Origin of the sequence: Truepera radiovictrix DSM 17093, from assembly GCF_000092425.1 — a bacterium.
Lineage (GTDB): Bacteria > Deinococcota > Deinococci > Deinococcales > Trueperaceae > Truepera > Truepera radiovictrix.
Window position 1 is genome coordinate 2,369,377 of record NC_014221.1, and the last position, 12,112, is coordinate 2,381,488.

Genomic DNA, 12,112 nt, shown 5'->3' on the forward strand with positions numbered 1-12,112 from the left:
ATCATCGGGTGCGAAACCGCCCCCGACCCTGCAGAACCCACCAGGGGTCGGGGGCGGACACGAAAGGGCACGGCAGAGCGAGGTCGCGGCGCGCGGGTGGGGGCTTGGGGCACCTCGAGGCCACTTAGGGGTCGCAGCGAAGTTGCTCGAGCAGGCGAAAGGAAGGCATGGCAACCGAATTCAAACTGCCTGAAGTAGGGGAAGGAATCACCTCGGGAACCGTCGTCGGGGTGCTCGTCTCGGTCGGTGACACCATCGCCAAAGACCAAGCGGTGCTAGAGCTCGAGACCGACAAAGCGGTCGTCGAGGTGCCGTCGTCGGTCTCGGGGGTGGTTCAGGAGATTTTGGTTAAAGAGAACGAAGAGGCCTCGGTCGGTCAGGTCGTGCTGATCGTCGGCGAGGGTGAGAGCGAGGGCGCAGGGGCCGAAAAGGGCGCTGCCGACGCCCAAGCGCAAGACACCCAAACGCAGGAAACCCAGGCCCCGAGCGAGGAGGGCCGCCCCTCGGCGGGCGCCGCCGACGCGGCGGCCGAAGAGGACGTCGCGCAGGAGGTCGCCGAAGAGCGCGCCGAGGGGGACGCCGAGGCCAAAGCCGCGGGGATCGACGCTGCTGCCAAAGCCGCGGACGCCGAAGGGGCGCAGCGGGCCCCCGACGCCTACGACACCCCCCTCGAGGAGAAAGAACCCCTCCCCGCCGCCCCGTCGGTACGCCGCCTAGCTAGGGAGCTCGGCGTCAACCTGCGCGACGTCAAGGGTTCTGGCATCTTGGGGCGCATCTCCGCCGAGGACGTGCGGCGCGTCGCCGCCGGGGGGGCGCAACCGAGCGCACAACCCGCCTCACCACCCGCCGCACCGGCGCCCGCCGCGCAGCCGCTACCCGACTTTAGCAAGTACGGCTCCGTACGCCGCGAGCCGATGTCGGGGATTCGCAAGGCGACGGTGCGCTCGATGACCAACGCGTGGTCGAGCGTACCGATGGTCACGCACTTCGACAAGGCCGACACGGCCGCCTTTGAGGCGTTTCGCCAACGCTACAAGGCCCGCGCCGAGGCCGCCGGCGCCAAGCTCACCCCGACCGCCGTCCTGCTCAAGATGGCCGCGTTAGCGCTCAAGAAGTTTCCGAAGTTCAACGCCTCCTTGGACCTCGCAACGAACGAGGTCGTCTACAAGGACTACCTCAACGTCGGCGTCGCGGTCGACACCGAATATGGCCTCCTGGTGCCCGTCATTCGCGACGTGGACAAAAAGGGCGTGGTTCAGCTCGCCAAAGAGCTGGGCGAGATCGCCGAAAAAGCGCGCGCCCGCAAGCTCGGCCCCGAGGACATGCAGGGGGGCAACTTCAGCATCTCGAACCTGGGCGGCATCGGTGGGACGGGCTTTACACCCATCGTCAACCCGCCGGAGGTCGCCATCTTGGGCGTCGCCCGGGGCACGGTCGAACCCGTTTGGGACGCTGAGGCTGGCGAGTTCAAACCGCGCACCATGATGCCCCTGTCGCTTTCGTACGATCACCGGCTCATCGACGGCGCCGACGCCGCTAGATTCTTGCGCTTCCTCTGCGAGACCATCGAGGACCCCTACCTGATGGCGGTTGAGGGCTAAGGGCTCGTTACAACGAGAGAACCGCTCCCTTGTGAGGGAGCGGTTTTGCTTGTGGTGCTTCCTGAGCGGCCCGCTACAGCTCCCCCTCATTCTGACGGCGCGCCGTCTCCATCTCGTAATCGTCGCGGATGATGCCGATCTGCTCGGCGACCTCACTCAGGCTCGAGACGCACCCGTTAAAGGTCTCCTGCATCCCGGGGTCGGTGGTTTCGGTCTCTAGCTGCACCCGCGCGACCTTCTCGAGGGCGCTCGTTAACGTGTTATGGATGTCCTCTAGCTCGCGCAGCACCCGCTGGCGATCCTCAAGGGTCTGCTCAGCCATGTGGCCTCCTCTCAGAGCGCGCAGCTTAGCACGGCAGCTGGCCCCCGTTAAGTGGCCCACACGATACTTCGCCCCCAAACCCACCGGCGACCGAGCGCTCAGCCGAACACGCCCCGGTAGATCTGCGGCAAGCTGAGCGCGCCCCCCAGACACGGCAGCGGGATGTCGCCGTCGCCGGTCAGGTCCTCTTGCAGCCAGCGCCCATCGGCTTGTTTGGCGATGTGCCGCACCGCCAAGCGCTCGCTGTCTACGGTCAGGTAGGTCTGGACGTCGGTAGGCTCTTATAGGCGGTCAGCTTCTCGCGCAGGTCGGTTACCAGGTCGGTCATTCTGGTGCTCGGGGAGAGCACCTCGACCAGGATGCACGGCTCGGTCTCGTAACCACCAACGCACTCATGGCGGACGTCGCCCTCGCGTTCGCGCGCCAGGTACTCCTCGAGCGACAACGCAGCCTCAGCGAGCTTAAACATAGGGACGGTCTAGGGCATCGGCACGCCCCTAGTTCACCACCTTGAGCCACCCCCCATCGACGTAGTACGACGACCCGACGCAGTACGAGGCCTTGGGCGAGCACAAAAAGACGAAGAAGTGCGCCAACTCCTCGGGTGAGGCGAAGCGGCCGATGGGGGTGTTTTCCTTGGCGACCTCCTCTAGGTACGCCTCCCAGCTCACGCCCTGGTCACGGGTCAGGAGCCGCGCCGTCTTCTCCCAGTCGGGGGTCTGGATGAGGCCGGGGTTGACCGTGTTGACGCGGATGTTGTCGCCGATAAGCTCATTGGCGAGGCATTTGGAGAACATCGCCAGGGCGGCCTTTGAAACGTTGTAGATGGGTTCGTACCCGAGCGGCTGGGTCGCGCAGATCGAGGCGTTGTTGAGGATCACCCCGCCGCCGCGCGCGCGCATTCTGGGCACGAGCGCGCGAGCGAGCCTCACCGCCGCCATCAGGTGCAGCTCGAGGTAGTAGTGCCACTTTTCGTCCGGCGCCTCCATGATGGTCTCCTCGCTGCCCGTGCCGGCGTTGTTGATGAGGATGTCGGCGCCGCCAAAGGTGTCGCTCACGGCCGCGGCGAAGCGCGCGACGTCCGCCGCGCGGCTCACGTCGGCGGCGACGCCGAGGGTGCGCACCCCGTAGTCGCGAGCGATCTCCTCCGCTCTCGCCACGACGCGCGCCTCGTCGCGCGCGCAGAGCGCGACGTGTACCCCCTCGGCCGCCAACCCCCTCGCCACGGCCAAGCCGATACCGACGCTTCCCCCCGTGATGACGGCCACTTTGCCCTTCAGCTCCAAGTCCATACGCACCTCACACGAACGCGCTTCGCTGTAACGGCTTTGTCACCCAACGCTCTTTACCTAACAGCTCTGCAAATGGCTTTACACTCGATTGTCGCACGTCCGCTCGAAAACCGTTTCAACTGTGCCTCTACCGCTCTCTTTGACGCCCGCGCCCACCCTATAGTGAGGGGGTGAAAAAGCGCATTATCGTTATCGGCAGCGGCTTTGGCGCGCTCGGGGCGGCGGCGCGCCTTTTGGCGGCGGGCCACGACGTCGTGATGTTTGAAAAGCGCGACAAGTTGGGTGGGCGGGCGTACGTCTACGAGCTGGACGGCTTTAAGTTCGACGGCGGCCCGACCATCGTCACCGCCCCCTTTATGTTCGACGATATCTTCGCGGCCGCCGGACGGCGGCGCGAGGACTATTTTGAGCTCGTCAAGTGCGACCCCTTCTACCGCATCTTCGACCACCAGGGCCGCCCATTTGACTACAACGACGACGAGATGTTTATCCTGCGCGAGATTCACGAGCGCAACCCCGCCGACAAGGAGGGGTACCTGCGCTTTATCCGCGCGACCAAGGCGATCTTTCAAAAGGGCTTTGTTGAGCTCGCCGACAAACCCTTTTTGAGCGTCTGGGACATGATCAAAGTCGCGCCCGACCTCATTCGGCTGCAGTCGTACAAGAGCGTCTACCAGTACGCCTCGAGCTTTGTCGAAGACGAGTTTTTGCGCCGCGTGTTCTCGTTTCACCCGCTCCTCGTCGGCGGCAACCCCTTCGACACGACGTCGATTTACGCGATGATCCACTACCTGGAGCGCGAGTGGGGGGTGTGGTACGCCATGGGCGGCACCGGCGCCATCGTCGAGGGGCTCAGGCGGCTCATCCTCGAGCTCGGCGGCGAGATTCACCTGAACACCGAGGTCGAGCAGATCCTGGTCGACACCCGCGGGGAGAAGGGCGCGGGCAAAGGCGAGCGGCGCGTCAAGGGGGTCCGCCTCCCGGACGGCACCGTTCACCTTGCCGACGCGGTCGTCTCCAACGCCGACGTCGCCTACACCTACCGCGAGATGATCCCCGAACGCTACCGCCGCAAGTACACGAACAAAAAGATCGATTCGATGCGCTACGCCATGTCGCTTTTTGTCATCTACTTCGGCACCAAACGGCGCTACCTCGACACCCCCCTAAAGCACCACAACATCATCCTCGGCGAGCGCTACAAAGAGCTTTTAGAGGACATTTTCCGGAACAAGGTCGTCGCCGAGGACTTTTCGCTCTACCTGCACATGCCGACCTATACCGACCCCAGCATGGCCCCTCCCGGCTGCGAGTCGTTTTACGTCCTCTCCCCCGTACCGCACCTAGGCTCCGGCACCGACTGGCGCACGGCGGCCAAACCCTACCGCGACGCCATCATGCGCTTTTTAGAGGACCATTACCTGCCGGGCTTGCAGGACAACCTCGTCGTCGAGCACTACATCGACCCCTTGCACTTTAAAGAGGTGCTCAACTCGCACCTGGGCTCGGCTTTCAGCGTCGAACCCATCTTGACGCAGTCGGCTTGGTTCCGGCCGCACAACCGCTCCGAGGACTTCGCCAACCTCTACTTCGTGGGGGCGGGGACGCACCCGGGGGCGGGGCTGCCGGGGGTGCTGTCGAGCGCCAAAATCGTCGAGAACCTTATCGGTGCGGCGTAGGCGCGACCTTGAGAGTGTAGACCGGAGAACGAAGGCGCCGGGCGCGCGCGCGTAAGCTTAGGCGCTCAGCGGCTCGCTGGGCGCGCTTCTCTGCGGGTTGCCGTGAGCCAGCGAGCCGACTGCCGTGGAGCGTCACCGCGCGCTCGGCTGGGGGGTTGATGATGCACAGGTTACCGGTTGACCACCGACGGGGGGGGCGCGCGTGAAGTACCCCCGCGTCCTCGCCCTTATCCTCGCCGGCGGCAAGGGCAGCCGCCTGGGCGCCCTGACCGAGCGGCGCGCCAAACCGGCGCTGCCCTTCGCGGGCACCTATCACCTTATCGACATCCCCTTGAGCAACCTCCTCCATAGCGGTTTGCCCCACGTCTGGGTGGTGCAGCAGTACCTGCCAAACTCGCTCAACGACCACCTCGCGAACGGGCGGCCCTGGGACCTCGACCGCACCCACGGCGGGCTGCGGGTGCTCCCCCCCTATCAGGGTGCCGAGGGGGAGGGGTTCGCCGAGGGCAACGCCGACGCCCTCTACCGGCAGCGGAAGCTCATCCGCGAGTTCGCGCCCGACCTGGTGCTCGTGTTGAGCGCCGATCACCTCTACACGCTCGACTACCGCGACGTTCTAGAGCGGCACCTGGCGGGGGACGCGGCGCTCACCATGGTGACGACGAAGGTCAACAAGCGCGAGGCGTCACGCTTCGGGGTCGTGGAAACGGACGGCGAGCGCGTCACGGGTTTTGCCTACAAACCGGAGGAGCCAGCAACGGACACCGTAACGGCGGAGGTGTTCCTCTACACGACCGAGGCGCTTTTGGGGACGCTCGAGGCGCTCGCCGAGGAGGGTGAAACGCTCTCCGACTACGGCGACAGCCTCATCCCCCGGCTCGTAGAACGGGAGACCGTCCTGGCCCACCCCCTCCCGGGCTACTGGCGTGACGTCGGCACGGTTCAGAGCTACTGGGAGGGGCACATGGACCTCTTGGCGGGCAAGGGCCTCGACTTCGACGATCCGGCCTGGCCCATCCTGAGTGACAGCCCGCAGCGGCTCCCGGCGCGCATCGAGCGGGGCGCGGAGCTTGACAGCAGCCTCGTCTCCCCCGGCGCGCGCGTCGCGGGGCGGGTGGTCCGCAGCGTCGTCGGCGAGGGGGCAGTCGTCGAAGCGGGGGCGAGCGTGGTGGACTCGGTGCTGTTGGAGGGGGTGCAGGTCGGCCCGGAGGCGAGCCTCACCCGAACGGTCGCGGACCTCGGCGCGCGCTTCGGGAAGGGGGCGCAGGTCGGCGGGGAGGGCGAGCTCACCGTCGTCGGGATGAACGCGCGCGTCCGCGGCGGCCGCAAGGTGGAAGCGGGCGCGGAGGTGCCGCCGACGGACTGACGAGGGAGCCGGGGCTACGGCGACGACAAGCCACGAGCCACAGGCCCCCAGCTCCTAAAGCCCCCGCATGGTAAACACCCTGGCGAAGGTCGCGCGCAAGGGGGTGTGCAGGATGGTCCACGCGAGCGCGTTGCGCAGGCCGTCTAAGGGGGTAGCGCGCCCCATGAGGGTGTTGAAGGTCGCGCGCCAGGTCGCGAGGCGGGCAGCGCGGCGGTGCAGGTGGTCGTAGCGCGCGAGCCCCGCCGCGTCCCCCCTCAGAGCCTCTTGGAGCGCCTCGGCGAGCGTCCAGGCGCCGAGCCATCCCAGGTTCATCCCCTGACCGCCGATGGGGCTCAGGACGTGCGCCGCGTCGCCGACGAGACACACGCGCCCCTTGACAAAGCGCGCCGCCGTAAAGCGCTGCACCCCGAAAGCGGAGAGCATGGTGTTGGTGTGCGCCTCCGCCCGCTCGCTGACCCGCTCCCAGACGAGGCGCTCTAACAGCTCCGGGGAGGCGCCCTTAAGGAGCGTGGGCGTTTTGACGACCCAACGCCTGACGCCGCCGGGTAGCGGAAAGGACTCGACGAGCCCGGCGCGCGTAAAGTAGAGCGCCGCGTCCGTACCCAAGCGGGTCGTGTCGTGGGTGTCGCCCATCAGGTAGGTGTCGGGGTAGGGCCCGCCGCGAAACGGAACCCCGAGAAGGCGCCGCACGAGGCTCCTCTTGCCGTCGGCGGCCACCACGAAGGCGGCGCGGAGGGTTTTGGGGTCGCCCCGCTCGAGCCCCCGCAGCGCGACCCCGCGCGCGCCTTGCGTTAGACCCGTGACCTCGAAGCCGCACCGGAGCGCACCGGGGGCGAGCGCCTGGAGGCGCGCGCGTAAAAGCGCTTCGGTGCGCGTCTGCGGCAGGGTCAGGACGAAGGGGTAAGGGGGCGCGCAGGTCGCAAACTCGAGCGTCCCCAACACCCGCCCCCCCACGAAGAGGTGCCCCCGCGCGACGCGCACCCCCTCGCGCACGAACGCCTGGGCGAGCCCCAGAAGCTCCAAGCGCTCGAGCGAGGGCGGGTGCACGCCGATGGCGCGCGAGTGGTCGGTGGGCGCCGTGGTGCGCTCGAGGACCTGGCAGGCGATCCCCAAGCGCGCGAGGCAGAGGGCCATAAAGAGGCCGACCGGCCCACCCCCGACGATGAGCACCTCGGCGTCAAGCTTAGAGGCCATAGCTTAGCAGCAGGCGGTACGGGTAGGGGCGGAGGACCCGCCACGGCGCCGGCACGAGCGCCTCGAGCTCCTCGGGGGTAAACGCCCGCCGCACCGACGTGAGCCCGTCGGGGGTGATGTACGAGCCGCGAAAAAAGGGGGCCGTGAGCGCGGCGAAACCCAGGTAGGCCACGTCGGCGCGGGCGATGTCGTTGTGCAGCGCCACCTCACCGAGCGCGACGCTGTCGGCGCAGAGCCCGCGCAGCTCAGCGTCGGAGAGGTGGTGCAGCAGGTGGTTGGAGATGACGACGTCGAAGCGCTCGCCGCGCGCGACGAGCTCCGACGAGTGCGCCCGCTCGAAGCGCACCCGCGGCGAGGGGGGCAGGGTGCGGGCGTAGTGGAGCGCCCGCGGGTCGGGGTCGATCGCGGTGACCTCGAGCGTGACGCCGTCGCGTTCAGCCCAACGCACCAGCTGATGTGGGATGTCGCCGCCGCCAAAACCGATGTCGAGCAGCCGGTAGCGGCCGCCCGGCGAGAGGCGCGGGCGCAACAGGCGGCAGTAGAGCACCCCCCAGCCCGCGAACAGGCGGTTGACCGCGCCGAAGCGGGCGTAGGTCGCGTGTAGCCGCGCGGGGTCGCAGGCGGGGTCGTCCATCCGCTCACGCAGGTGACGCGCGCGCGTCCGCAGAAAGAGGGGCATCAGGCTTTGGTCAAAAGGCCGCTCTCGACGGTGAGCCCCGGCCCGAAAGCCATCGCGCACACCCGCTCGCCCGACTCGGCCCGCGCGGCGATCTTTTGCAGCACGAAGAGCACGGTGGCGCTACTCATGTTGCCGTAGTCGCGCAGCACCTCGCGCGACGGCGCGAGCGCCCCCGCGGGTAACGCCAGCCCCTTTTCGACCTTGTCCAGGATCGCCCGCCCACCCGGGTGCACCCCCCAGTGCTGCACCTCGGCTTGGGAGAGACCCATCGCGCCCAGAAGGGGGGCCACGGCGCTCGCGATGTTGGCCTCTAAGATGTCGGGGACGTAGCTCGACAAGACGATGTCGAAGCCTTCGTCGCCGACCGACCAGGCCATATCCGCCTCGCCGACGGGGGTCAGCGTGGTGGCAAAGGCGCTCAGCTCAAACGCCTCCCCCCCCTGCGGCGCGCGCGCGCTCACCAGAGCGGCCGCCGCCCCGTCGGCGAAGACCGAACCCGCCAAGAGGCGGTCGAGGTCGCTCCCGAGCTGCATGTGCAGCGTGCAGAGCTCGGCGCACACCACGAGCACGACGGCCTCGGGGTCGGCCTGGCAAAAGGCGCGCGCCATTTTTAGGGCGGGAAAAGCCGCGTAACACCCCATAAAACCCAAGTGAAAGCGCTGCACGTGGGGGTGCAAGCAGAGGTCTTTGACGAGAAAGTAGTCCGGCCCCGGCGCGAAAAACCCCGTACACGAGACCGTCACGACGTGGGTGATGTCGCGCGCGCCAAGCCCCGGCGTCGCCTCCAAGACGCGCTCGGCTGCCGCCTTGAAAAGGGGCCGCGCCGCCGCCGTATAGAGGTCGTTGCGCACCTTTGTCGAGGGCGCTTTGTAGGTGGCGCTGTGGGCGTCGTAAAACGCGCCGCCGCCCACGGGTTCCCCCGCGGCGCCCGCTGCCGAAAAGACAAAGTCTGGCACGACGGTGTAGCGCGTCTCGATGCCCGACTGGCTGTAGAGGCGGTGGACGAGCCGCTGCAGCAACCGGTCGTCGCCGAAGTGGCGCTTAAGCACCTCACGGGCACCCTCTTGCGGCACCACGCCCTCCGGTACAGCCGTGGCGATCCCATGGGCGAAAACGGGGTGTGTGGACATGCCACAGTGTAAGCGCCAGGGCCGCGCGCCGTAGAGAGCGCGAGTACCATTTGCCGCCTTACCCACGAGGCCTACCGGATACTGGGCGTGTGGCAAGGGCTTAACCTATGGTTCGTAGGGGGCGGTCTGCGGGCGACGCTCCCGGAGAACGGCCAGCGAGCGTCGGCAAGACCTAGACGGTACACTGCCCTTATGACCGGTTTGGGTAAGGCGCCCCCCAAGGGGACGCTCTTCGGCATTATCGGCGCGATGGACGAGGAACTCACCCTCCTCCGCGGGGCGTTACAAGACGCCCGTGAGGAACGCGCAGGCGGCTTTACGCTCTTTTCGGGGACCCTCGCCGGCCACGCTGCGCTCCTCGCGCAGTGCGGCATCGGCAAGGTCAACGCAGGCGCTCTCGCACAAGTGTTGGCGCTCCGGGGGGTTTCACACGTCCTCTTTACCGGCGTCGCCGGTGGGCTTCAGCCCGGCCTTAAGGTGGGCGACCTCGTCGTCAGCACCGACGCCGTGCAGCACGACGTCGACGTCACCGCGCTCGGCTACCCCGTGGGCACCATACCGGGCGAAGGGGCCGCGTGGCCGGCCGACGCGCACCTGCTCGAGCTGGCCCTCACGGCGGCCGCCGACCTGGGGGGGGTGCGGGCGGTCGCGGGGCGCGTCGCTTCGGGCGACCAATTTATCGCCGACCCCGCCAAGGGGCGGTGGCTGCACGAGACGTTCGGCGCAGCTTGCGCCGAGATGGAAGGGGCAGCGGTCGCGCAGGTGTGCCACAAAGCCGGCGTGCCGTTTGTCATCATCCGTTCGCTCAGCGACAGCGCCGACGAGGGGGCCGAAACCGACTTTCGCACCTTTACCGCCCTCGCGGCCGAACGCGCCAAGCGGGTCGTCCTCGGCGTTTTGGAGCGCTTTCCGGGGCGCTGAACCCAAGGTCGGCCCGCATCCTCGCCTCAAGACGGGGCGCGACGGGCGCACACGCTGCCGACGGCGCTCGAGTCGTGCGGCAGCGCGTGCCGCGCCGTCACAGTGACGTAGAACACGCCCCTGGTGAGCCCCTACCGCCCCCACAACCGCAGTGTCGGCACACCGGCGTTTGACGCGACCTGTCGCGCCTGGCCGCCGGAGAACCGCGGTGCTTCGAGAATGCTAGTCTACCGTTTACAAATTTGATTCCTGTGATGGAAATTTTGCGGTTATGGCAAGCACGTATTGACAAATGATGATTTTTAGTTTATATTCCTCCCATCGGGAGGTTTTTATGGAGAGCTATGGCAGGCTGAGCTCCGCGTTAGGCGACGCCCACGACAAACTCGCGCGCTACCGCGAGGAGGCGGCGCGCGCCCACCTCCTCCCCCGCAGGGCGCTCCGCAGCCGCGTCGCCCACCGCCTCTACCGCCTCGCGGCGTGGCTCGAGCCCGCCCCCAACCCTTCAGCACCGCACGCTCCGAAGGCCACGTAAACGCCGCGTGAAAGCCGCGTTGGACGTCACGCGAAAGGAGACCCACCGTGAACGACGCCCCTATCCCCCTTAGCGAACGCGAGCGGATTCAGGCCCTGCTCGACGCGGGCCGCATCACTCCGGAGGACGCCGATCTGCTCTTTGACGCGCTCGGTGACGGCGACGAAGGGGCGACCGCTGAAAGGGCCGTGAGCGCCGGTAACAAAAGCCCGACCTCGACAGCGAGAGGTGCCGACACCCCCTCCGGTCCGGCGCATGAGCGCGATGAGACGTCCGGGCCCGCCCCTCACCTCACCCCGACGCCACCCCCGGCACCCAATGCCCCACCGCTGCCTCCGGAGGTCAAGGGCGAGCACGCGTCGGGCGTTCGCGGCTGGGTCAAACTCACCGGTGGCTGCGGCGACCTGCACGTCACCGTCGACCCTGACCTCAAGGCGCCGACGTTTACCGGCGAAGGGGAGGTCGAGCAGCAGGGTCGCGACTACCACCTGCGTACCCCGTTCGAGTGGAAAAGCAACTGGCTCGCCAAACTGCGCAGCGCCGTCGGCAACCTCGAGGTCCGGCTGCCCGAGGGCTACGGCCTCGACCTCGGGCTCTTCGCGGGCGACGGCACCATCCAGGGGGTGCGGGCGCTGCGCGGCAAGTTTACCGGCGGCGACCTCACCGTCGAGGGCGCCGAGCACCTCGACCTGAACGTCACGAGCGGCGACGTGACGATGACGCTGCGCCCCCTGCGGGGGCAGCAGCAGCTGCGCGCGACCTCCGGCGACGTCACCTTGACCTTTCTAGCGGGCTCGGACGTCCTGGTCTCGGGCAAGGCCACGGCAGGAAGCGTCGACCTGCCGCAGGGCTTTACCCGCGGGCGCGGGTTCGGCACGGCCGAGTTCTCGGGCGTCCTCGGCGAGGGCCGCGCCAAGCTCGAGCTGCGCCTGATCGCGGGGAGCGCCACCCTCCGCGCCGAAAGGCCGCAGAGCTCCCGATGAGCCCCGCTCCCGACGCCAAACCCCTCCCAATGCCGACGCGCTGCCCCGTCACGGGGCAACCCTTGGAGGTGACGCGCCTCGAGTGTCCCGAGAGCGGCGTGACGATCGAGGGGCGCTTCGTCCCCAACGAGTTCGCGCTCCTTAACGGCGAGCAGCTCGAGTTTCTGCGGCTCTTCGTGCGGGTGCGGGGCAACCTTAAAGAGGTCGAGCGTCTCTCGGGCGTCTCGTACCCGACGGTGCGGCTGCGGCTCGAGGCGACCTTGCGGGCTCTTGGCTACGAGCCCGCCAACACCGCGGCGGGCGACACCCGTGAGGAGGTGCTGAGCGCCCTCGAGCGCGGCGACATCAGCGCCGCCGAGGCCGCCAAACGCCTGCGAGCGGTTCGCCGCTAGCCAGCAGACCGCACCGCA

The 12,112-nt window shown here is 67.9% G+C and carries 14 protein-coding genes; 7 read left to right on the forward strand and 7 right to left on the reverse strand.

What is annotated here, in order from left to right; genetic code table 11:
- The first annotated feature begins 167 nt into the window (after nucleotides 1-167).
- A complete protein-coding gene (locus tag TRAD_RS10870; protein WP_013178664.1) occupies nucleotides 168-1,601 on the forward strand; it encodes a 2-oxo acid dehydrogenase subunit E2 in 1,434 nt (477 codons plus the stop codon).
- A gap of 73 nt (nucleotides 1,602-1,674) precedes the next feature.
- Here the strand turns inward: TRAD_RS10870 and TRAD_RS10875 are convergent, their stop codons facing one another.
- From TRAD_RS10875 to TRAD_RS10885, 4 genes are all read right to left on the reverse strand, one after another.
- On the reverse strand, nucleotides 1,675-1,923 hold the full coding sequence (locus tag TRAD_RS10875) for a hypothetical protein (protein ID WP_013178665.1): 249 nt from the start codon (nucleotides 1,921-1,923) through the stop codon (nucleotides 1,675-1,677).
- A gap of 98 nt (nucleotides 1,924-2,021) precedes the next feature.
- Complete coding sequence (locus TRAD_RS16365; protein WP_185095162.1) at nucleotides 2,022-2,159, reverse strand: hypothetical protein; 138 nt, start codon at nucleotides 2,157-2,159, stop codon at nucleotides 2,022-2,024.
- A 17-nt stretch (nucleotides 2,160-2,176) separates the two neighbouring features.
- Entirely contained in the window at nucleotides 2,177-2,392 is a 216-nt protein-coding gene (locus tag TRAD_RS10880; RefSeq protein ID WP_041947258.1) for a PDDEXK family nuclease, read from the reverse strand.
- A 28-nt stretch (nucleotides 2,393-2,420) separates the two neighbouring features.
- Nucleotides 2,421-3,215 carry an SDR family NAD(P)-dependent oxidoreductase gene (locus TRAD_RS10885; protein WP_013178667.1) on the reverse strand — a complete coding sequence of 265 codons (795 nt, stop codon included), beginning with the start codon at nucleotides 3,213-3,215 and terminating at the stop codon, nucleotides 2,421-2,423.
- Between the two features lie 170 nt (nucleotides 3,216-3,385).
- Here TRAD_RS10885 and crtI point away from each other — a divergent pair, with 170 nt between their 5' ends.
- Nucleotides 3,386-4,894: a phytoene desaturase family protein gene (gene crtI, locus TRAD_RS10890; RefSeq protein WP_013178668.1), complete on the forward strand. Its 1,509-nt coding sequence runs from the start codon at nucleotides 3,386-3,388 to the stop codon at nucleotides 4,892-4,894.
- A 202-nt stretch (nucleotides 4,895-5,096) separates the two neighbouring features.
- A complete protein-coding gene (locus TRAD_RS10895) occupies nucleotides 5,097-6,260 on the forward strand; it encodes a glucose-1-phosphate adenylyltransferase family protein (protein ID WP_013178669.1) in 1,164 nt (387 codons plus the stop codon).
- 54 nt (nucleotides 6,261-6,314) lie between these two features.
- On the opposite strand, the gene TRAD_RS10900 is transcribed toward TRAD_RS10895, so the two are convergent.
- From TRAD_RS10900 to TRAD_RS10910, 3 genes are read right to left on the reverse strand one after another with little or no spacing between them, the layout of a single operon-like run.
- Nucleotides 6,315-7,454 carry an FAD-dependent oxidoreductase gene (locus TRAD_RS10900; RefSeq protein WP_013178670.1) on the reverse strand — a complete coding sequence of 380 codons (1,140 nt, stop codon included), beginning with the start codon at nucleotides 7,452-7,454 and terminating at the stop codon, nucleotides 6,315-6,317.
- Nucleotides 7,444-8,133 carry a class I SAM-dependent methyltransferase gene (locus TRAD_RS10905; RefSeq protein WP_013178671.1) on the reverse strand — a complete coding sequence of 230 codons (690 nt, stop codon included), beginning with the start codon at nucleotides 8,131-8,133 and terminating at the stop codon, nucleotides 7,444-7,446. The genes TRAD_RS10900 and TRAD_RS10905 overlap by 11 nt, the downstream gene beginning before the upstream one ends.
- Entirely contained in the window at nucleotides 8,133-9,263 is a 1,131-nt protein-coding gene (locus TRAD_RS10910) for a type III polyketide synthase (protein WP_041947259.1), read from the reverse strand. Before TRAD_RS10910 ends, TRAD_RS10905 begins: the two co-directional genes overlap by 1 nt.
- 192 nt (nucleotides 9,264-9,455) lie before the next feature.
- Here TRAD_RS10910 and TRAD_RS10915 point away from each other — a divergent pair, with 192 nt between their 5' ends.
- From TRAD_RS10915 to TRAD_RS10930, 4 genes are all read left to right on the forward strand, one after another.
- On the forward strand, nucleotides 9,456-10,184 hold the full coding sequence (locus TRAD_RS10915) for a 5'-methylthioadenosine/adenosylhomocysteine nucleosidase (protein ID WP_013178673.1): 729 nt from the start codon (nucleotides 9,456-9,458) through the stop codon (nucleotides 10,182-10,184).
- A 334-nt stretch (nucleotides 10,185-10,518) separates the two neighbouring features.
- Entirely contained in the window at nucleotides 10,519-10,719 is a 201-nt protein-coding gene (locus TRAD_RS10920) for a hypothetical protein (RefSeq protein WP_013178674.1), read from the forward strand.
- A gap of 47 nt (nucleotides 10,720-10,766) precedes the next feature.
- On the forward strand, nucleotides 10,767-11,702 hold the full coding sequence (locus TRAD_RS10925; protein ID WP_013178675.1) for a DUF4097 family beta strand repeat-containing protein: 936 nt from the start codon (nucleotides 10,767-10,769) through the stop codon (nucleotides 11,700-11,702).
- The gene (locus TRAD_RS10930; protein ID WP_013178676.1) at nucleotides 11,699-12,094 is read left to right on the forward strand and encodes a DUF2089 domain-containing protein; all 396 of its coding nucleotides are present in this window, start codon (nucleotides 11,699-11,701) and stop codon (nucleotides 12,092-12,094) included. The genes TRAD_RS10925 and TRAD_RS10930 overlap by 4 nt, the downstream gene beginning before the upstream one ends.
- The last annotated feature ends 18 nt before the right edge of the window (nucleotides 12,095-12,112 follow it).